The sequence below is a fragment of the Actinocorallia sp. A-T 12471 genome (assembly GCF_033875155.1).
GTDB lineage: Bacteria > Actinomycetota > Actinomycetes > Streptosporangiales > Streptosporangiaceae > Actinocorallia.
Map to the genome: position 1 here is coordinate 619,611 of NZ_JAWZTE010000004.1, position 19,478 is coordinate 639,088.

The 19,478-nt window shown below is 72.7% G+C and carries 16 protein-coding genes; 4 read left to right on the forward strand and 12 right to left on the reverse strand.

The genetic code is table 11. The annotated features are described in order from the left end of the window. Positions 1 to 19: 19 nt before the first annotated feature. From R9X44_RS15060 to R9X44_RS15080, 5 genes are read right to left on the reverse strand one after another with little or no spacing between them, the layout of a single operon-like run. On the reverse strand, positions 20 to 880 hold the full coding sequence (locus R9X44_RS15060) for a glutathione S-transferase C-terminal domain-containing protein (protein ID WP_319814759.1): 861 nt from the start codon (positions 878 to 880) through the stop codon (positions 20 to 22). Next, complete coding sequence (locus R9X44_RS15065; RefSeq protein ID WP_319814760.1) at positions 877 to 2,010, reverse strand: LLM class flavin-dependent oxidoreductase; 1,134 nt, start codon at positions 2,008 to 2,010, stop codon at positions 877 to 879. Before R9X44_RS15065 ends, R9X44_RS15060 begins: the two co-directional genes overlap by 4 nt. A 29-nt stretch (positions 2,011 to 2,039) precedes the next feature. Then, positions 2,040 to 2,498, reverse strand: coding sequence for a GNAT family N-acetyltransferase (locus tag R9X44_RS15070; protein ID WP_319814761.1), 459 nt, complete (start codon positions 2,496 to 2,498; stop codon positions 2,040 to 2,042). Beyond that, a complete protein-coding gene (locus tag R9X44_RS15075) occupies positions 2,495 to 3,676 on the reverse strand; it encodes an LLM class flavin-dependent oxidoreductase (protein ID WP_319814762.1) in 1,182 nt (393 codons plus the stop codon). Before R9X44_RS15075 ends, R9X44_RS15070 begins: the two co-directional genes overlap by 4 nt. Then, positions 3,673 to 5,025, reverse strand: a complete 1,353-nt coding sequence (locus R9X44_RS15080) for an NtaA/DmoA family FMN-dependent monooxygenase (RefSeq protein WP_319814763.1) — start codon at positions 5,023 to 5,025, stop codon at positions 3,673 to 3,675. The genes R9X44_RS15075 and R9X44_RS15080 overlap by 4 nt, the downstream gene beginning before the upstream one ends. A gap of 186 nt (positions 5,026 to 5,211) precedes the next feature. Between R9X44_RS15080 and R9X44_RS15085 the strand changes: the two genes are divergently transcribed. The 3 genes from R9X44_RS15085 to sigJ all read left to right on the forward strand — a co-directional run bounded on the left by R9X44_RS15085 (position 5,212) and on the right by sigJ (position 8,028). Further along, complete coding sequence (locus R9X44_RS15085) at positions 5,212 to 6,249, forward strand: hypothetical protein (RefSeq protein ID WP_319814764.1); 1,038 nt, start codon at positions 5,212 to 5,214, stop codon at positions 6,247 to 6,249. 121 nt (positions 6,250 to 6,370) lie between these two features. After that, on the forward strand, positions 6,371 to 7,117 hold the full coding sequence (locus R9X44_RS15090; protein ID WP_319814765.1) for an SDR family oxidoreductase: 747 nt from the start codon (positions 6,371 to 6,373) through the stop codon (positions 7,115 to 7,117). Next, complete coding sequence (gene sigJ / locus R9X44_RS15095) at positions 7,114 to 8,028, forward strand: RNA polymerase sigma factor SigJ (RefSeq protein ID WP_319814766.1); 915 nt, start codon at positions 7,114 to 7,116, stop codon at positions 8,026 to 8,028. Before R9X44_RS15090 ends, sigJ begins: the two co-directional genes overlap by 4 nt. 25 nt (positions 8,029 to 8,053) lie before the next feature. Here the strand turns inward: sigJ and R9X44_RS15100 are convergent, their stop codons facing one another. The 4 genes from R9X44_RS15100 to R9X44_RS15115 form a co-directional block, all read right to left on the reverse strand. Then, entirely contained in the window at positions 8,054 to 8,446 is a 393-nt protein-coding gene (locus tag R9X44_RS15100; protein ID WP_319814767.1) for a PPOX class F420-dependent oxidoreductase, read from the reverse strand. Positions 8,447 to 8,559: 113 nt separating this feature from the next. Next, complete coding sequence (gene katG, locus R9X44_RS15105; RefSeq protein ID WP_319814768.1) at positions 8,560 to 10,779, reverse strand: catalase/peroxidase HPI; 2,220 nt, start codon at positions 10,777 to 10,779, stop codon at positions 8,560 to 8,562. Between the two features lie 21 nt (positions 10,780 to 10,800). Further along, positions 10,801 to 11,247, reverse strand: a complete 447-nt coding sequence (locus tag R9X44_RS15110; protein WP_319814769.1) for a Fur family transcriptional regulator — start codon at positions 11,245 to 11,247, stop codon at positions 10,801 to 10,803. Positions 11,248 to 11,376: 129 nt separating this feature from the next. Continuing rightward, a complete protein-coding gene (locus tag R9X44_RS15115; RefSeq protein ID WP_319814770.1) occupies positions 11,377 to 14,838 on the reverse strand; it encodes an acetyl-CoA carboxylase family protein in 3,462 nt (1,153 codons plus the stop codon). A gap of 174 nt (positions 14,839 to 15,012) precedes the next feature. Here R9X44_RS15115 and R9X44_RS15120 point away from each other — a divergent pair, with 174 nt between their 5' ends. After that, entirely contained in the window at positions 15,013 to 15,774 is a 762-nt protein-coding gene (locus R9X44_RS15120; RefSeq protein ID WP_319814771.1) for a glucose 1-dehydrogenase, read from the forward strand. Positions 15,775 to 15,813: 39 nt separating this feature from the next. On the opposite strand, the gene R9X44_RS15125 is transcribed toward R9X44_RS15120, so the two are convergent. The 3 genes from R9X44_RS15125 to R9X44_RS15135 form a co-directional block, all read right to left on the reverse strand. Next, positions 15,814 to 16,857 carry a phosphotransferase family protein gene (locus tag R9X44_RS15125; protein WP_319814772.1) on the reverse strand — a complete coding sequence of 348 codons (1,044 nt, stop codon included), beginning with the start codon at positions 16,855 to 16,857 and terminating at the stop codon, positions 15,814 to 15,816. Further along, complete coding sequence (locus tag R9X44_RS15130) at positions 16,857 to 18,206, reverse strand: acyl-CoA dehydrogenase family protein (protein ID WP_319814773.1); 1,350 nt, start codon at positions 18,204 to 18,206, stop codon at positions 16,857 to 16,859. The genes R9X44_RS15125 and R9X44_RS15130 overlap by 1 nt, the downstream gene beginning before the upstream one ends. A 525-nt stretch (positions 18,207 to 18,731) precedes the next feature. Then, positions 18,732 to 19,373 carry a TetR/AcrR family transcriptional regulator gene (locus R9X44_RS15135; RefSeq protein WP_319814774.1) on the reverse strand — a complete coding sequence of 214 codons (642 nt, stop codon included), beginning with the start codon at positions 19,371 to 19,373 and terminating at the stop codon, positions 18,732 to 18,734. Between the last annotated feature and the right edge of the window lie 105 nt (positions 19,374 to 19,478).

The following is a 19,478-nucleotide window of genomic DNA, read 5'->3' on the forward strand; positions in this document are numbered from 1 at the left end:
CAATGCGCCTCCGGAGACGTCAGCGGGCGAGCGGGGTGAGCGAGGGGTCAGTGGTGGACGCGAACGCCGGGAGCTCAAGAAGCCGCGACGTGTAGGCCGCGAGGGAAGGGTAAGCCGCCAAGGAGTCGGCGGAGATCCGCGCGTCCGCGTTGTACACGGAGTCGTAGCGGACGAGGGACACCCACAGCCGGACGTCGGACTCGGTGAGCGCGTCCCCCAGCAGGTAGGGGTGCGCGGCGAGCACCGCGTCGTACCTGGCGAAGGCCGCGAAGAGCCGCGCCCGCGCCGGGGCCGCCGTCTTCGGGTCCGGGGAGCCCGCCTTGCCGACCGCGTCGTTCACGTCGGTGAAGATCTCGTCGTTGAGCGCGTCTATCCGGCCGCGCAGGCGCTCGGGGTACAGCTCGACGGAGGAGTCCGCCCAGGGGGTGAACCGCGTGGCGAGGTCGAGGGTGATGTCCGGGTAGTTGTTGCTGACGATGCGCCGGGAGCGGGTGTCCCAGAGGACGGGCACGGAGATGTGCCCGGGGTAGCCGGGTTCGGTGGCCTCGTAGGCTTCGCTCAGGTACCGGAACCCGTTGACGGGGTCGGCCCCGCGCCGCGCACGGAACGCCCATCCGAGCGCGTCCCTTTCGTCGTCCACGTACGACAGGCTCACGACGTCGCGTAGGCCCGCGAGTTCCCTGACGATCGCGGCGCGCTGCGCGTACGGGCACGTCCAGGAGACGTACAGGTGGTACCTGCCGGGCGCGGCGGGGAACAGCGGCGTCCCGACCCGGCCCTGGAACGGGTAGACGGGACGTCTCGCGGCGATCGAAGCCTTGACCCTGTCCGGGCCGTAAGGGCCGTGCGTGGCGACGTCGGCGGGCGGTGCGTAGGTCATCGGTTCTCTCCTGTGCCGTGCCATGCGCGGGCGAGCAGCTCGAAGGAGCTGACGCGCGCGGCGTGGTCGTGGACGATTGTCGTGACGAGCAGTTCGTCGGCGTCGGTGACGCGCTGGAGGGTCCGCAGCCTTTCCACGACGGTCTCCGGCGCGCCGACGAACTGGGTCTCGGTGCGGTCGGCGACGAGTTCGCGGTCGGCGTCGCTCCACCGGTGCGCGGCGGCCTCGGCCTCGGTCGGGAACGGGATAGCGGCCCCGTCGCGGCGAATGCTGCGCACCCACAGCGCGTAGGGCGCGGCGAGGCGGCGCGCGGCGTCGTCGTCCTCGGCCACGACGACGTCGGCGGAGACCATCACGTGCGGCTCGGCGAGCACGTCGGACGGCTTGAACGCCGCGCGGTACGCCTCGACCGCCTCCAGCACATGGGACGGCGCGACGTGGTAGTTCGCGGCGAACGGAAGCCCGCGCTCGCCCGCGACGCGGGCGCTCTCGCCGCCGCTGCTGCCGAGGATCCACAGCTCGGGGTCCGCGCCCTCGCCGGGGAAGGAACGCGCCCTGATCCCGTCGGGGGTCCGGTGGGTTCCGGCGAAGTACGAGGTGATCTCGTCAAGGGTGTCGGAGAAGTCCGGGGTCTGCGCGCCGGGCTGCTGGAGCAGCGCGTGCAGCTTCAGCAGGTCGGAGCCGGCCAGGACGCTGAAGTCGAACGGGCGCGGGATGAGCAGCCCGTCGACGGTCCTCGGCTCGGGCCTGGGCGGCGGGGGCGCGGCGCGTTGCGCGGCGATCTCCGCGCGGCGCTGCCCCGACCTGCCGATCCCGAGGTCGATGCGGTCGGGATACAGCGCGTCGAGGGTGCCGAACTGCTCGGCGACGGCGAGCGACGTCCAGTGCCCGACCTGCACCGCGCCCGACCCGACCCGGATACGCCGCGTCGCGGCGGCGACCGCGCCGATCAGCACCTGCGGCGCGGACGAGGCGACGCCCGGCGCGAGATGGTGTTCGGCGAGCCAGTACCTGCGGTAGCCGAACGCCTCGGCGTTGCGCGCGAGGTCGAGCGTGTTGCGCAGCGCGTCGCGCGCGGTCCCGCCGGACGGGATCGGGGCGAGGTCGAGGATCGACAGGGGAACGCTCAAGGCCGCCTCCGGAGGGCGAGTGCGAAGGGTCATAGCCGCTTCTCCATGCAGATGGAGAAGGTGATCGCCGCGTAAGGCGGGAAGACGGGGATGTGCCGGTACCCCTCGCGCTCGTAGAGCCTGACGGCGTCGGGCTGGCGGTCGCCCGTCTGCAGGATCACCCTGCGGTGGCCGAGCGCGCGGGCGGCGTCCTCGACGTGGGCGAGGAGATCCTTGGAGACGCCCGTGCCGCGCGCCTCGGGCGCGATGTACATCCGTTTCAGTTCGAGGTCGGCACCGTTGCGGCGCAGCGCGGCGTGCCCGACCGCCGTGCCCGCGCCGTCGTAGGCGACCGCGACGTGGACGACGTGGGCGGCGTCCACGTCGAGGACGTGCAGGTCACCGGCGAAGGCCGCGAGGCGATCGGCGTAGCGCTCCTCCATCTCGACGGCCATGGCGGCGCGGAGCCTTACCGCGTCGGGGTCGTCCCAGGGCCTGGCGCGGATCACGGGGCCGCCGCGTAGCGGTTGGCGGGGCGCGGCAGGCCGAGCCTGGTCCGCAGGACGTCTTCCGCGTACGCGCCACGGAACGCGCCGCGCGCCTGGAGCGCGGGCACGAGGTCGCGGGTGATGTGGGTGAGGTCGCGGGGCAGCGCGCCGGGCCTGAGCCGGTAGCCGTCGATGCCCGCCTCCTGCCAGTCGAGCAGGAGGTCGGCGAGGTCGTCGGCGGTGCCGGTGAAGATCAGGGCGTCGGAGGAGTACTGCGCGCCGTCGAGTTCGTCGAGGGCGTCCTTGCGGTCGGCGGCCCCCGGGCCGAGGAAGACGACGAGGTCGGCGAAGACCTTCAGGGGTTCGCCGGTCCGGCCGCGCTCGGCCTCCCGGACCGCGCCGACGATCGAGGCGGCGTCGTCGGCCGAGTGCGGGGTCACGTAGACGACGTCGGCCGAGCGCGCGGCGAACTCGTACGGCACTGTGTCGTGCGCGAGCGCCGTGATGAGCGGCTGGCCCTGCGGCGGGCGCGGCGTGATCGACGGTCCCCGCACGCTGAAGTGCGCGCCCTCGAAGTCGATGTAGTGGAGTTTGTCGCGGTCCACATACCTTCCGGTGGAGACGTCCCGGATGATGGCGTCGTCCTCCCAGCTGTCCCACAGCCGCCTGACCGCCTCGACGGCGTCGGCGGCCTCCCCGAACAGCGCGCCGACGACGTCGGCGGACTCGCCGGTGCGGAACGCGTCGATAGAGAACTCGGGGAAGGTGCGGCGGCCGAAGTGGGCGGCGTCGGAGGCCCGGCCCGACACCTGCGGCCGCCAGCCCGCGCGGCCCGAGGTCGCGTGGTCGAGCGAGGCGATGCCGATGGCGACGTGGAACGGCTCGGTGTGCGTGGTGCTCGTGGTCGGGACGAGGCCGATCGCGGACGTCACCGCCGCGAGGCGCGCGGCGACGAGCACCGCGTCGAGCCGGCCGCGCACCTGGTCGACCCTGCCGTCGGGGCCGTCCCAGCGGGTCGACTGGACGGCGAAGGCGTCCTCGAAGGTCAGGAAGTCAAGGAGGCCGCGTTCGGCCTCGGCCGCGAGGTCGGCCCAGTACCGCGCCCGGAACAGCTCGGCGGGACGGGCGAGCGGGTCGCGCCACGCGCCGGGGTGCCAGCCCGCCCCGTCGAGTGCCGCCGCGAGGTGCAGGTGGGTCATGCGTCCGCCTTTCTGCGGGGCCGTGGGGCGGCCAGGCCGAGGTTGTCGCGCAGCGTGGTCCCGGTGTACTCGGCGCGGAGCGAGCCGCGCTCCTGGAGCAGCGGGACGACGCGGTCGACGAAGGCGTCGAGGCCGGTCGGGGTGAGGTGCGGGACGAGGATGAAGCCGTCGGAGCCCTCGGACTGGACGTAGTCGTCCATCTGGGCGGCGACGGTCGCGGGCGCGCCGACGAACGTCTGGCGGCCCGTCGCCTCGATGACGAGTTCGCGGATGGTCAGGCCGCCGCGCGCGTCCCACAGCTCGCGCCAGCGCCGCGCGACCGCGACCCTGTCGCCGCGGAACTGGGCGCGGCCCCGCGAGACGCCCTCGCCGGGGTCGGGCTCGACGTCGGGCAGGGGGCCGTCGGGGTCGTAGGCGGACAGGTCACGGCCCCAGATCCCCTCGACGTACGCGAGGGCCGTAGGGGCGCTCACCTGTGCGCGGCGGATGCGCGCGGCCTCCTCGGCGGCTTCGGCGTCGGTGTCGGCGACGACGACCGTGACGGCGGGGAGGATCTTCAGGTCGTCGGGGTGACGGCCGTACTTGGCAAGGCGTGACTTCACGTCCTTGAAGAACGCGCGGCCCTCCTCAAGGGCGCTGTGGCGGCTGAAGATGACGTCCGCGTCGGAGGCGGCGAACTCGCGGCCCTCCTCGGAGTCGCCCGCCTGGATGATCACGGGATGGCCCTGCGGCGGGCGCGGGGTGTTGAAGATCCCGGAGATGTCGAACTGCGGGCCCGTGTGTTGGAAGACGCCCTGGTCGGGGGCGACGAACCTGCCGGTCTCGGGGTCGGCGATGATCGCGTCGTCGTCCCAGGAGTCCCAGAGTTCGCGCGCGGTCGCGAGCATCTCGCGGGCGCGGTTGTAGCGGTCGGCCTGGGCGAGGTAGCCGCCGCGCCGGAAGTTCTCGCCGGTGAACGCGTCCCAGCTCGTGACGACGTTCCAGGCGGCGCGGCCGTCGCTGAGGTGGTCGAGGGTCGCCAGCCGCCTGGCGAGCTCGTAGGGCTCGTTGAACGTCGAGTTGACGGTGGCGGCCAGGCCGAGGTGCGTCGTCGCCCCGGCCAGGGCGGCGAGGACGGTCAGGGACTCGGGCCTGCCCATGACGTCGAGGTCGTGGATGCGGCCCTTCATCTCGCGCAGCCGCAGGCCCTCGGCGAGGAAGAAGAAGTCGAACCTCCCCCGCTCGGCGGTCCGGGCCAGGTGCACGAACGACGCGAAGTCGATCTGACTGCCGGCCTCGGGGTCCGACCACACTGTTGTGTTGTTCACCCCGGGAAAATGCGCCGCGAGGTGGATGAGACGCCGTGTCATGGCAGCTCCTTCGGCGTGTCTCCCTGGTGATCCCCGGCTTGGCGTGGGCTGGTCTGCGATCCCCGCGAATACATACTTAAACAGTAGGAAAACTAGTTATCTGTTGTCAATGCCCTCCCGCGGCCTGGTGATATTGCAATTCTTTCTGTGCAGAATTACGTTCTCGTAGACGAGAAGGAGGATTGCATGGGTGGCGGACGGTACCGGGTCGTGCAGTGGGCGACGGGGAACATCGGGACGAAGGCGTTGCGCGAGGTGATCGCGCATCCGGGGCTCGACCTCGTCGGGCTCTATGCGCACGCCGAGGACAAGGCGGGCAAGGACGCGGGCGAGATCGCGGTCGTCGGGGCCACGGGGGTGCGCGCGACGCGGGACATCGGGGAGATCGTCGCGCTCAAGCCCGACTGTGTGCTGTACATGCCGCTGGCGTGCGACTTCGACGCCGTCTGCCGGCTGCTCGAGTCGGGCGCGAACGTCGTCACCACGCGCGGGGAGTTCCACCGGCCCGCCTCGCTCGATCCCGCCGTGCGCGCGCGGATCGAGGCGGCGTGCGCCACGGGCGGGACGTCGATCCACAGCACGGGGAGCAGCCCCGGGTTCATCACCGAGGCCGTCCCGCTCGTCCTCACCTCGATCCAGCGGCGGCTCGACGGGCTCGTCATAGACGAGTACGCGGACCTGTCCCGGCGCGACTCCCCCGCCCTGCTGTTCGACGTCATGGGCTTCGGCCGCCCGCCCGCCGAGATCGGCGAGGCGCGGCTCGCGCACGGCAAGACGAGCTTCGGCCCGTCCCTCGCGGCCCTCGCCGACGCGCTCGGCATCCCCCTCGACGGCGTCGAGGCCGCGGGGGAGGTCGCCGTCACCCCGGAGACTGTCGAGATCGCCGCCGGAACCCTTGCGGCGGGGACCGTCGCCGCGCAGAGGATGATCGTCCACGGGCTGCGCGGCGGCGTCCCCGTGCTGACGTTCCGGGCGAACTGGTACTGCGCGACAGACGTGGAACCCGCCTGGGACCTCCGCGCGACGGGCTGGCGGATTCGGGTGGACGGCGACGCGCCCCTCGACGTCCAGCTCGCCTTCCCCGTCCCGGTGGAGGAGCTGGGGCCCGTCACCCCCGGGTACACCGCGAACCGCGCGGTCAACGCGGTTCCCTTCGTGTGCGAGGCCGCTCCCGGCATCCGGACGACCTCCGAACTCCCCCAGATCACCGCCGCCTTCGGCTGACCCGGCACGGCGCGTCCCGGCCCCCGCCTCACATCGGCGGGGGCTGTCTCGTCGTAGGGGTAGGGAAACGAGAGACGGGCGTTCACCGACGTCCGGGACACGAGGGGCGGAGACTGACAAGATGCGCATCGCGGTGGCCGGGGGCACGGGAACTGTCGGCGGGCATGTCGTGGCGGCGCTCGCGGAGGCGGGCCACGAACCCGTCGTGCTGAGCCGTGCGGGCGGCGTCGACCTGGTGACGGGACGTGGCCTCGCCGCGGCGCTCGACGGCGTCGAAGCGGTCGTGGACGCGGCGAACGTCACGACCCTCAGCCGCAAGAAGGCCGAGGCGTTCTTCACCGCCGAGACCACCCACCTGCTTGAGGCGGGGGCGCGGGCCGGGGTGCGGCACCACGTGCTGCTGTCGATCGTCGGGATCGACAGGGTGCCGTTCGGGTACTACCAGGGCAAAGTGGTCCAGGAGAACCTTGTCGAGGCCGGGAACGTCCCGTGGACGGTCCTGCGGGCGACGCAGTTCCACGAGTTCGCCGCGCAGACCGTGCGGACGCTGCCGCCGGGGCCCGTCGCGGTCGTGCCGCGCGCCCGCGTCCAGCCGATCGCGGCGCGGGAGGTCGCCGAGGCGCTCGCCGAACTCGCCGTGGGCGGGCCGCGCGGCAGGGTGCCCGATCTCGCCGGGCCGCGCGAGGAGTATCTTCCGGAGATGGTCCGCGCCCTCCTGCGCCACCGCGGCGACCGCCGCGCCGTCCTCGCGCTCCCGGTGCCCGGCAGCGCGGGCCGGGCGATGCGCGAAGGCGGGCAACTGCCCGTCGGCTCGGGGCCGCGCGGCTCCCAGACCTACGCCTCCTGGCTCGCGGAGCAGCCCAAATGACCGGGGAGAGCGCGCCGGAGGAGGCGTGGGCGGTCGCGGTCGAGCGGCGGAGCCTGCTCGACCTCGGGTACCGGATGCTGGGGTCCGTGCATGACGCCGAGGACGTCGTGCAGGAGACGTACGCGCGCTGGTACGCACTTGAGGAGTCCGAGCGGGCGGCGATCGAGCGGCCCGCCGCCTGGCTGACCAGGGTCGCCAGCCGCATCTGCCTCGACGTGCTCGCCTCGGCGCGCCGCCGTCGCGAGCGGTACACCGGCGAGTGGCTGCCCGAGCCGCTGCCCGGCGCGGGCACCTGGACCAGCGCCGCGCCAGGCCCGGACGACCCGGCCGAACGCATCACGCTTGACGAGTCGGTCGCGATCGGGATGCTCGTCGTGCTCGATTCCGTGACGCCCGCCGAGCGCGTCGCGTTCATCCTGCACGACGTGTTCGGCGTCCCGTTCGCGGAGATCGCCGAAGCCGTCGGGCGCAGTCCCGCCGCGTGCCGTCAGCTCGCCGCCTCGGCGCGGCGTCGGCTCGCGCAGGACAGGCCCTCGCTCACGCCCGCGTCCGAGGAGGCGAGGGTGATCGCCGAGTTCAAGCGCGCTTGCGCGACCGGGGACCTGGCCTCGCTCACGGCGCTGCTCGACCCGTCGGCGCGGCTGCGCAGCGACGGCGGCGGCAAGGTCAGCGCGGCGCTGCGGCCGGTCGTCGGCCGCGACCGGGTCGCGCGGTTCGTGTTCGGCGTGCTGCGCAAGGTCCACCGGGCCGAACCCACGGCGACGCTGACCGAGACGACCGTCAACGGCCGTCCCGGCCTTGCGCTCACCGTCGGCGAGACGGTCTTCGGCGTGGTGTCCGCCGAGATCGTCGCGGGCCGCGCCACCGAGATCTGGATCATGCTAAACCCGGACAAACTGCACGCCTGGTAGGACCGCCGCCCGGGCGCGTCCGCGCTCAGACCCAGCGGGCCGAGCTGACGCCCTCAAGGTTCCAGCTGCGGATGCGCCTCGGGTGGATCCGGATCACCTCGCCGCTCATCTGCGGCCGCTTCGGATCGACGGGCAGCCCCTCGACGGCCTCGGCCCGCCCCCTGATCTCGATCCCGCGCACCTCCCAGGGGTCGACCGAGGCGATGTCGTCGATGACGAAGGAGACCTGCGGCCGCTCCCGCACATTGGCGAACTTCCGGCTCTTCCCCATGTTCCACCCGCCGATCTCGACAACCCCGTCCGCCAGCACCCGGAACGACACGGGGTTGTTCTGCGGCACCCCGTCCTTGTCGACCGTCGCCAGCCGCCCCAGCCGCTGCCCCGCCATGTACCTGATCTCTTCACCCGTGAACGTCATGACCCCACCCAACAACCTCAACCCCACTCAAGGTCAACCCCCCACACAAAAGACCCCGCGACCTAGATCGCGGGGCCTTTCGCTGCCTCAACCGGGGCTTACGCCCCGATAAATCAGAACCTGTCCAGGTCGGTGACTTTCGCCCAGGCGGCGACGAAGTCGGTGACGAACTTGGTCTTGGCGTCGTCGCTCGCGTAGACCTCGGCGAGGGCGCGGAGCTCGGAGTTGGAGCCGAAGACCAGGTCGGCGCGGGTGCCGGTCCACTTGACCGCGCCGGCGGCGTCGCGGGCCTCGTAGACGGAGTTGTCCGCCGCCGCGGCCGACCAGGTGGTGCCGAGGTCGAGGAGGTTCACGAAGAAGTCGTTCGTGAGGACCCCCGGGGTCTCGGTCAGCACGCCGTGGGTCGAGCCGCCGCTGTTCGCGCCGAGGACGCGCAGGCCGCCGACCAGGACGGTCAGCTCGGGCGCGCTCAGCGTGAGCAGGTTCGCGCGGTCGATCAGCAGGTACTCGGCGGGGAGCCGCGCACCCTTGCCGACGTAGTTGCGGAACCCGTCGGCCTGCGGCTCGAGCGCGGCGAACGACTCGACGTCGGTCTGCTCCTGCGAGGCGTCGACGCGGCCCGCGGTGAACGGCACCTCGACGTCGAAGCCGGCGTCCTTGGCGGCCTTCTCGACCGCCGCGTTGCCCGCCAGGATGATCAGGTCGGCGATGGAGACCTTCTTGCCGCCGCTCTGGGCGCTGTTGAAGTTCTCCTGGACCTTGCCGAGCTCACGCAGCGTGGCGGCGAGCTGCTCCGGGTCGTTGACCTCCCAGTCCTTCTGCGGCTCGAGGCGCACCCGCGCGCCGTCCGCGCCGCCGCGCTTGTCGCTGCCGCGGAAGGAGGCGGCCGACGCCCAGGCGGCGGACACCAGCTGGGACACCGACAGGCCGGTGGCGAGCACCTGCTCCTTGAGGGAGGCGGCGTCGGCGGCGTCGATCAGCTCGTGGTCGACCGCGGGCAGCGGGTCCTGCCACAGCAGCACCTCGGACGGGACCTCCGGGCCGAGGTAGCGCGAGATCGGGCCCATGTCGCGGTGGGTGAGCTTGTACCAGGCGCGGGCGAACGCGTCGGCGAGCTCGTCGGGGTTCTCCAGCCAGCGGCGGGTGATCTGCTCGTAGACCGGGTCGAACCGCAGCGCCAGGTCGGAGGTGAGCATGCCGGGCTGGATCTTGCCCGCCGGGTCGTGCGCGGCCGGGACGGTGCCCGCGCCGCCGCCGTCGACGGGACGCCACTGCTTGGCTCCGGCCGGGCTCTCGGTCAGCTCCCAGTCGTAGCCGTACAGGGTCTCCAGGAAGGAGTTGTCCCACGTGGTCGGGGTGGGGGTCCAGGTCACCTCGAGGCCGGAGGTGATGGTGTCCGCGCCCTTGCCGGTGCCGAAGGAGTTCGCCCAGCCGAGGCCCTGCGCCTCGATCGGGGCGGCCTCGGGGTCGTCGCCGACGTTGTCGGCCGGGCCCGCGCCGTGCGTCTTGCCGAAGGTGTGGCCGCCGACGATCAGCGCGGCGGTCTCCTCGTCGTTCATCGCCATCCGGCGGAACGTCTCACGGATGTCGCGGGCGGACGCCAGCGGGTCGGGGTTGCCGTTGGGGCCCTCGGGGTTGACGTAGATGAGGCCCATCTGGACCGCGCCGAGCGGGCTCTCCAGCTCGCGGTCGCCGGTGTAGCGCTGGTCGTCGAGCCAGGTGGTCTCCGGACCCCAGTAGACGTCCTCCTCGGACTCCCACACGTCGGCGCGGCCGCCGGCGAAGCCGAAGGTCTGGAAGCCCATGCTCTCCAGGGCTACGTTGCCGGCGAGGATCATCAGGTCGGCCCACGACAGGGACTGGCCGTACTTCTTCTTCACCGGCCACAGCAGACGGCGCGCCTTGTCCAGGTTGCCGTTGTCGGGCCAGCTGTTCAGCGGGGCGAAGCGCTGCTGGCCCGCGCCCGCGCCGCCGCGGCCGTCGCTGATGCGGTAGGTGCCGGCGCTGTGCCACGCCATGCGGATCATGAAGGGGCCGTAGTGGCCGAAGTCCGCGGGCCACCAGTCCTGGGACGTGGTCAGCACCTCGGCGATGTCGGCCTTGACGGCCGGGAGGTCGAGGGCCTGGAACGCCGCGGCGTAGTCGAAGTCCTCGCCCAGCGGGTTGGCGACCGCGGGGTTCTTGGCGAGGATCTTCAGGTTAAGCCGCTCGGGCCACCACTGGCGGTTTCCGCCGCCCTGGGTCGGGTGGAGCGCGCGGTCGTGCGCGACGGGGCAGCCGGTGGCGCCCTCCGCCTTCGCGTCGGTCACGATGGCGTCGTTGTTCTCAGACAAGGGAAATCCTTCCGTGCAGGATCAAGTGCTCGAAGCTGTGCGGGCGGTGGAGCATGCGGGGCAGAGCCCCCAGAAGATGACCTCGGCCTCGTCAATGGAGAAGCCGTGGTCGTCGGACGCGGTGAGGCAGGGCGCCTCTCCCACCGCGCAGTCGACGTCGGCGACGACGCCGCACGCGCGGCACACCAGGTGGTGGTGGTTGTCCCCGACGCGCCCCTCGTACCTCGCCGGGCTTCCGGCGGGTTCGATGCGGCGGACGAGCCCGGCCGTGGTCAGCGCGTTCAGCGCCTCGTAGACGGCCTGGAGGGAGATGTGACCCACCCGTTCGCGGACCCCGGAGGCGATCGCCTCGACGCCGAGGTGGTCACCCACCCGAACTGTGTCGAGCAGTGCGACGCGGGCGGCCGTCACCCGCAGGCCCGCGCCGCGCAACTGGTCGGCGGCTGTGGGGTTCTGCGGTGCGGTCATGCCGCCAACCTACCCCCCTAAACACGAATCACACAAGATAACGAGGCCACCAAGTTTTATGGCCGGTCAGGAAAGCTTGGGTGTCGCGTTAGGGTCTTCCCTGGTCAACACCATGATCACCGCTGTTGATCACCATGTGTCGATCCCGGGGCGGCGGGCCGGGTTGGCCCATCCGTCACGGACCTGGCCCGGCGCGGAGAACAGCAGGGCGGTCAGGGCGGCGCGGGTGTCCGCAGGGTCGATCACCTCGTCTATCTCCAGGTGGGACGCGGTGTTGAGCGCGCCGCCCTGGGCGTAGGCGTACGCGACCATCTCCTCGAACGCGCGCTGGCGCTCGCCTGGGTCGGCGATGGCGGCGAGGGCGTCACGGGCGGCCAGGCGTACCGCGCCCTCGAGGTTCATGCCGCCGAACTCGCCGGTGGGCCACGACAGCGTCGCTGACGTGTTGTGGAAGTGGCCCGCCGACATCGCGAGCGCGCCGAGCCCGTAAGCCTTGCGCAGGACGACCATCGCCACGGGGACGGTCAGGTGGCCGCCGCGCACGAACAGCCTCGGGAAGTGCCGCACTGTCGCGGTGCGCTCGGCGTCGGGGCCGACCATGAAGCCGGGGGTGTCGCACAGGGAGACGACGGGCAGGGCGAACGCGTCGCACAGGTCGAGGAAGCGGGCGAGCTTGTCCGCGCCGTCGGCGTCGATCGCGCCGCCGAGCACGGCGGGGTCGTTGGCGATCAGGCCGACCGGGCGGCCCTCGACCCTGGCCAGCGCGGTGATCGCGCAGCGGCCGAACGCCTCGCGCAGCTCGAGCACCGAGCCCGCGTCGCACAGCGTGGTGATGACGGCCCTGACGTCGTAGACGCGCTTGCGGTCCTCGGGGACGAGGTGTCTGAGGAGACGCTGGTCGGCGACGTCGTAGGCGGCGACCGGGCCTTGGAAGTAGGACAGGTAGCGCTTGGCCACCGCGACGGCCTCCCCCTCGTCGGCGACCGCGATGTCCACGACCCCGTTGCGGGTCTGCACGTCGATCGGGCCGACCTCCTCGGGCGTGAAGACGCCGAGGCCGCCGCCCTCGATCATCGCGGGGCCGCCCATGCCGATGGTGGCGTCGCGGGTGGCGATGACGACGTCGCAGGTGCCGAGCAGTGCCGCGTTGCCCGCGAAGCACCTTCCCGCGGCGATCCCGACTGTCGGGACGACGCCGCTCAGCGCGCCCATCGCGGTGAACGTCGGGTAGTGCAGGCCGGCGACCATTGGCGCGTCGGTGTCGCCGGGCCTTCCGCCGCCGCCCTCGGCGAACAGGACGACGGGGTGGCGGCGCTCGTGGGCGAGCTTCAGCAGCCGGTCGGTCTTCTGGTGGCCGAAGTAGCCCTGGGTTCCGGCGAGGACGGTGTAGTCGTAGGCGAGGATCGCGCAGGTGGATCGCTCGGGCGGGAAGGCGTCGGCGTTGACTCGGCCGAGGCCGGTGACGATGCCGTCGGCGGGGGTGCGCGCCTTGAGGTCGTCTTCGCTTCGCTTGGCGCGCTGGGCGGCGACGGCGAGGCCGCCGTACTCCACGAGGAGCCCTTCGCCGTCGGTGAGGTCGGCGATGTTCTCCCGTGCCGTCCGCAGGCCGAGGCCGTGCCGCTTGGCGACGGCGTCGGGCCGCGCGTCGTCGGTGAGCAGCGCCCGGCGCGCGCGCAGCGCGGCGAGGTCCGGGCGGACCACCGCGAGGTCGATCTCGGCCGCCGCACGGGCCTCCGGCCCGCCCGACCCGTCCGGCTCGAGCAGCAGCAGCGCCTCCCCCTCCCCCACCACGTCCCCCACCTTCACGCGCGGCGCGACCACCGTTCCCCCGTAGGGCGCGGCCACCGGATACTGCATCTTCATCGCCTCAACGATCACCAGCACCTCCCCCGCCCTGACGCCGCACCCCGGCTCGGCCTCCACCGCGACGACAAGCCCCGCGACAGGCGCGCCCACCGCCCTGTCGTCAACCAACCCGCCCCCGGCAAACCCAGCGTCACGCGACGCGCCCGCCGCCCCGTCGGCGCTCCCGGCGGGGTCGGGAACTCGTCGCGCTGACGCTGCGCTGCCCTCGGCGCTCCCGGCGAACCCGGACTCACGCGACGCGGACGCCGCCCCCTCGTCGGCGCTCCCGTGCGCGCTCCCGGCGGCGTCGGGGTCTCGTGGCGCGGACGCCGCGCCGTCCTCGGTCCGCCCTTGCGGGCTTCCGGGGGCGTCTTCGGGGCGCGGCCGCGCGGCGGCCGCTTGGGCGGCGAGGGTGGGGAGGGTGCGGTCTAGCCAGGCGGTGTCGCAGTGGCCGTTGGTGAAGTCGGGGTGGGTGAGGATCGCGGACTGGAGGGGGAGGTTGGTGGCGACGCCCGCGATCTCGGTTTCGGTGATGGCGGCGCGGGCCAGGCGTACCGCGCCGGGGAAGCCGGTGGGGTCGTGGACGATGAGCTTGGCGAGCAGGGAGTCGAAGCGCGGGTCAACCTTCATCCCGACATGTCCGGCGGTCTCCACCCGGACGCCCGCGCCTCCGGGGAGCTCGAACGCGGTGAGGGTTCCGGCGGCGGGCGCGACGAGGCCGTCGGGCCGGATGGTCTCGGCGTTGACCCGGATCTGGATCGCGCAGCCGCGCGGCGCGCCGACGTCGGCCAGCCCCGCCTCGCGCAGCGACGCGCCCGCCGCGAGCCGGAACTGGGCGGCGACGAGGTCGATCCCGAGGACCTGCTCGGTGACGGTGTGCTCGACCTGGAGGCGCGGGTTCACCTCAAGGAAGAAGAACCGACCGTCCGGCAGCGCAAGGAACTCGACGGTAGCCAGGCCGCGCAAGCGCGCTGAGGCGGCGAGGCGTACGGCGGCGTCCAACAGCTCTTTACGCGCGCTATCCGGGAGCACCGCGCTGGGGGCCGTCTCGATGAGCTTCTGGTGCCGTCGCTGGACGCTGCACTCGCGGTCCCACAGGTGGACCGCCGCGCCGGTCCCGTCGCCCGCGACCTGCGCCTCGACATGCCGCGCGCCCTCGATCAGCAGTTCCGCGCCGACCTCGGCCGATCCGAAGGCGGCAAGGGCCTCCCCGGACGCCTCGGCGAAGGCGGCCGCGATCCGTTCCCGCTCCCGGACGACCCGCATCCCGCGGCCGCCGCCTCCGGCGAGCGCCTTGACGACGACGCCGCCGGGGTTCTCGTCCCAGAACCGCAGGACTCCTTCGAGGTCGGTCGCGCCGTCCGTCCCGGGGGCGAGGGGAACCCCCGCCTCACGCGCGGCCTTGCGCGCCCGTCCTTTGTCGCCGAACAGCTCAAGCACCTCGGCCGACGGCCCCACGAATACAAGCCCGGCCCGCTCACACGCCCGCGCGAACTCCGCGCTCTCGGCGAGGAACCCATACCCGGGGTGGACCGCGTCGGCCTCCGCATCCCGTGCCGCGCCCACCACGCCCGCCACGTCGAGATAGGCGGCTGCCCCGTCGCCCGGCAGCACCGCCTGCGGCCCGCGCCTTCCCGGCTCCTCGTCGCGCGCCCGCACCCCGACCGCCTCGATCCCGACAGCCCGTGCCGCCCGCACCACCCGGGCCGCGACCTCACCCCGGTTCGCCACAAGCACCTTGCGCACGACACCCTCCCCGACACCCGTGACCGAAATGCCCATCCTCGCGACTCGCCCCGCCGCGCACCACCCTCCCGTGCCAACCCGTTGCCCCCGCCCAACCGGACGAGCGTCCCCAGAACTAGATTCTGTCATCAGAAGAACAATATTCTCTACCGAAAGAACGAGAGGACGGCAGGCATGGGGTACGCGGACGGGTTGTTCGAGCTGACCGGGCGGGTCGTGCTGGTCACCGGGGGAAGCCGGGGGCTCGGCCGGGAGATCGCGCGCGCCGCCGCGCGGTGCGGGGCCGACGTGGTGATCGCGAGCCGCGACGGGGACGCCTGCGCCGCCGTCGCCGCGGAGATCGAGAAGGAGACGGGACGCGCCGTGCTGCCGTACGCGGTGCACGTCGGCCGCTGGGACCAGCTCCCCGGCCTTGTGGACGCCGCCCACGAACGGTTCGGGAGGATCGACGCGCTCGTCAACAACGCGGGCATGTCACCGCTGTACGACACGCTCGGCGACGTGAGCGAGAAGCTGTTCGACGCCGTCGTGAACCTCAACCTGAAGGGCCCGTTCCGGCTTTCGGTGCTGGTCGGCGAGCTGATGCGCGAGGCGGGCGGCGGCTCGATCGTCAACGTCAGCTCGACGGGGTCGATCCGGCCGCGTCCCGGCATCCTGCCCTACGCGGCGGCCAAGGCGGGGCTGAACGCGCTGACCGACGGGCTCGCGCACGCGTTCGGCCCGAAGGTCAGGGTGAACACGCTGATGGCCGGGCCGTTCGCGACAGGCGCGACAGCCGACTGGGACGACGACCAGCTCGCCGTGGGCGTCGGGACGCACGCGCAGCGGCGGATCGGTCGCCCCGCCGAGATCGTCGGGGGCGCGCTGTACCTGATCTCGGACGCGTCGTCGTACACGACGGGCGCGACCCTGCGGGTCGACGGCGGCATGCCCTAGCCGGACGCCCCGGACGCACGTGCGTCCGGGGCGCGGGCTTCAAGCGGTCTCCTGGGCCGCCTTCGCCCAGAGCCAGCCCGCGTACTTGTGCAGGCCGTCGCCCATCGCGCGGTCCATCTGGCCGTTCAGCGCGCGGACGTAGGTGCCCTCAAGGAGGGCGGCGAGCCGGAAGCAGGCCAGGACCTGGAACCACCGGAAGTCGGAGGTGTCGCGCCCGGTGAGCGCCCCGTAGTGCGCGACGAGCTCGGCCCGGCTGGGGAAGCCGTCCCACGGGCTCAGGTACGGGTCGCTGCCTGGCGGGTCGCCCTTCTCCCGCCAGGCGGTGAGGATCCAGGCGAGGTCAAGGAGGGGGTCGCCGAGCCCGGCCATCTCCCAGTCCACGATCGCGGCGAGTCCCGGGGCGTCGTGGGTGAACATGACATTCGCGAACTGGAGGTCGCCGTGCACGATCCCGATACGGAACCCTCCGGGACGGTTCGCCTCAAGCCACCGGCTTACGGGGACCACGTGCGGGGATTCCGTCGCGCGGTACTCCTCGACGTCCCGGTAGCCCTCAAGCATCCTCAGGTAACGGGCCGTCTGACGCTCAAGCCAGTTGTCGGTCTTGCTCAGGTCGCCGAGGCCGACGGCGTACGGGTCGACGGAAGCCAGCTTGGCGGCTCCCTCGACGAGGGCGAGCGCGGAGGCACGCCGCCATGACGGGTCCGTGCCGTAGCTCCCGGGCAGCTCGCCCTTGGGGGTGAACCCCTCGATCTTCTCCAGGACGGAGAAGGGCGCGCCGATCACGTCGTCGTCTGGGTGGCTCGCGTACAGGTGCGGGTGCGGCACGTCGGTGCCCGCGAGGGCGGTCAGGACCCGGCTCTCCCTGGTGAACGCCGCCGCCGCGCCCTCGCGCAGGTGCCTTCCGGGACGGCGCAGGACGAGTTCGGTTCCGTCCGCGCGCCGGATCGTGAACAGCAGGTTCTGCGCGCCGCCGCGCAGCCGGACCGCCTCCTCGACCGGTCCGGACCCGGGCAGCGCCGCGAGGCCGTCCCACGCGTTCAGGCGCGCGAGATCGAGCGCGGGAGACTCCTTGCCGCTCATCAGACCTCCTTCTTTCCTGTGCTCGTCTTCTCTGTGCTCGTCTTTCCTGCGAGGGCCGCGAACTTCGCCCTGGCCGCCGCGACCTTGGTGGGCAGGTGCTCGGAGCCGAACAGCGGGTCGTCGGCCGGGACCGCGTTCCGGAGCAGGAGCTTGGCGACGACGTCCTTGTGCGCCTCGGTGGGGCCGTCGGCTACGCCGAGGGTCGGGCCCATCTGCCACATCCGCATGAGCGGCAGTTCGTTGGAGACGCCCAACGCGCCGTGCAGGTGCATCACCTTGTAGACGACGTCTACGAGCGTCCCCGGCGTCGCGGCCTTGACCGCCGAGATGTGCAGCCGTGCCGCGCGGACGTGCTCGGGGTCCTTGGTCTCGCGGGAGCGGTCGACCTGCCATGCGGCGTGCAGCACCTGGAGGCGGAACTGTTCGACGGCGATCCACACCTCGGCGAGCGACTGCCTGACCGACTGCTGGTCGGCGAGGGGTCCGCCGCGCGTCGTGCGGCTGGCGATCCGCTCGGTCATCATCTCCGTCGCGCGGCGCAGCACGCCGACCGAGCGCATCGCATGGTGCAGCCGTCCGCCGCCGAGCCTGGTCTGCGCGATCGCGAACGCCGTGCCGGGCTCGCCGAGCAGGTTCTCCGCGGGCACCCGGCAGTCGGTGAACCGCAGGTACCCGTGGACGCCCTCGCCCAGCGGCTCGCCGAACAGGCCGGTGCCCCGGACCATCTCCATGCCCGGGGTGCCGCGCGGAATGATGAACATCGACGTGCCCCTGTGGACGGCGACGTCGGGGTCGGTGATGACCATGGCGATGACGAACGCGGCGTGCGGGTAGTTGGAGGCGAACCACTTCTCGCCGTTGATGACCCAGCCGTCGGCGTCGCGGACGGCACGGCAGGTGAAGCCGCCGGGGTCGGCTCCGCCGGTCGGCTCGGTCATCGCGTAGGTGGAGACGATCCTTCCGTCGAGCAGAGGCTCGAGGTAGAGGCGGCGCTGTTCGGCGTTGCCGTAGTGCGCGAGGATCTCGGCGTTGCCCGAGTCGGGGGCCTGCGTGCCGAACACCATCGGGGCCCACTGCGACCTGCCCAGGATCTCGTTCAGCAGCGCGAGCCGCACCTGGCCCATGCCCATCCCGCCGAGCGACGGCGGCAGATGCGCCGCCCACAGCCCGCGCTCCTTCACCCGCCGCTGGAGCGGCCGCACGACCTCCTTGAAGACCTCGCTCTCCCGGTCGTAGGGCTCGTGGTTGCCCGGGTACAGCAGGTCGAGCGGCTCGACCTCCTCCCGGACGAACTCCGCGACCCAGTCGAGCTCCCCCTGGAACCCCGGATCAGTACTGAAGTCCCACATCCGACACCCACCTCCTCAACTCACAACAGAACGCCCTTCGTAACCTAGCAGAACGCCATTCTCCACTCCAAGAACGAGTATTCGCACACGCAGAGAAGGAGGTGCCGACAGGGCGACCTTCGACACCTCATGGGCACAGGAGGCGAGGTCTTCGACGGGACGTCGCCCAGGCACTCGACGCGCACGCAGAGATCGTCGGCGCGGGCCGGACAGCGCGCCGAAGAGAGGAAGGCGGTACGCCCGCCCACGTGCGGCGAGGCGCGGCCGCTTACGTGCGGCAGGGCGCGGCCGCCCACGCGCGGTGGAGCGCGACCGCCCACGTACGGCGAGGCGCGACCGCTTACGTGCGGCAGGGCGCGGCCGCCCACGCGCCGGTGAGCGCGACCGCCCACGTACGGCGACGCACGACCGCTTACGTGCGGCAGGGCGCGGCCGCTTACGCGCGGCGACGTGCGGCGGGGCGCGTCCGCTTGCGTGCGGTGGGGCGCTGGGGGAAGGCGGCGTGGGCCGGAGGGTGGGTGGGGGTTAGGGGGTTGTGCCTTTGAGGAGGAAGGTAATGAGGGCGTCGGTTTCGGACTGGTCGGGGGCGTCGGCCTTGAAGAGGTGGTACTGGAGGGCGCCCATGACCGACGAGGCGATGGTGCGGGCGGCGGACTCGGGGCCGCCCAGGGCCGCGACGTGCGGGGCGAACACCGCGGCGAGCTCGTCCACGAGGCGGACCGACACGTGGGCGCTGCCCGCCGCCATGGTGAGCGAGTTGCCGAGGACCGCGCGGGTCTGCCGGGCGAGGTCGGCGTCGCGGACCTGCTTGAGCACCGCGACGACCCCCGCGCGGATCGCCGAGGCCGGGTCGGGCGCGGCGGCGACGCGCCGCGCCACGTAGGCGGCCAAGGTCTGCGCGCCGCGGTCCACGATCGCCTCGACAAGGGCGTCCTTGCCGGAGAAGTAGCGGTAGAACGCGTCGTTCGACAGCCCCGCGGCGGCGACGATGTCGGCGACGCGCGGCCCCCTGCCGTCGCCGCGCTCGACCATGAGCGCGAGACCGGCGTCCATCAGCGCGCGCACGTCGGCGGCGGCCGCCTCCTCAAGGCCCGCGAGCCTGCGGCGGACGGCCCGCTCGGCGGGGCTGAGGCGCGCGTCGGCGTGCGGGGAGGACGGCGAGGACATGGCGGCATCCTAATCCGCCGCGCGAACCCCTGACCCCCGCGCGAACCCGGGATCGCGCGACGCCCGATCTCACGACGCCCGATCTCACGACGCCCGATCGCGCGA

What these genes read in the sequence shown, in the direction of transcription:
- R9X44_RS15135 (WP_319814774.1), bottom strand. Translation starts at nt 19,373, where the DNA reads ATGTCCTCGCCGTCCTCCCCGCACGCCGACGCGCGCCTCAGCCCCGCC.
- R9X44_RS15110 (WP_319814769.1), bottom strand. Translation starts at nt 11,247, where the DNA reads ATGACCGCACCGCAGAACCCCACAGCCGCCGACCAGTTGCGCGGCGCG.
- sigJ (WP_319814766.1), top strand. Translation starts at nt 7,114, where the DNA reads ATGACCGGGGAGAGCGCGCCGGAGGAGGCGTGGGCGGTCGCGGTCGAG.
- R9X44_RS15120 (WP_319814771.1), top strand. Translation starts at nt 15,013, where the DNA reads ATGGGGTACGCGGACGGGTTGTTCGAGCTGACCGGGCGGGTCGTGCTG.
- R9X44_RS15100 (WP_319814767.1), bottom strand. Translation starts at nt 8,446, where the DNA reads ATGACGTTCACGGGTGAAGAGATCAGGTACATGGCGGGGCAGCGGCTG.
- R9X44_RS15125 (WP_319814772.1), bottom strand. Translation starts at nt 16,857, where the DNA reads ATGAGCGGCAAGGAGTCTCCCGCGCTCGATCTCGCGCGCCTGAACGCG.
- R9X44_RS15090 (WP_319814765.1), top strand. Translation starts at nt 6,371, where the DNA reads ATGCGCATCGCGGTGGCCGGGGGCACGGGAACTGTCGGCGGGCATGTC.
- R9X44_RS15060 (WP_319814759.1), bottom strand. Translation starts at nt 880, where the DNA reads ATGACCTACGCACCGCCCGCCGACGTCGCCACGCACGGCCCTTACGGC.
- R9X44_RS15080 (WP_319814763.1), bottom strand. Translation starts at nt 5,025, where the DNA reads ATGACACGGCGTCTCATCCACCTCGCGGCGCATTTTCCCGGGGTGAAC.
- R9X44_RS15130 (WP_319814773.1), bottom strand. Translation starts at nt 18,206, where the DNA reads ATGTGGGACTTCAGTACTGATCCGGGGTTCCAGGGGGAGCTCGACTGG.
- R9X44_RS15085 (WP_319814764.1), top strand. Translation starts at nt 5,212, where the DNA reads ATGGGTGGCGGACGGTACCGGGTCGTGCAGTGGGCGACGGGGAACATC.
- R9X44_RS15075 (WP_319814762.1), bottom strand. Translation starts at nt 3,676, where the DNA reads ATGACCCACCTGCACCTCGCGGCGGCACTCGACGGGGCGGGCTGGCAC.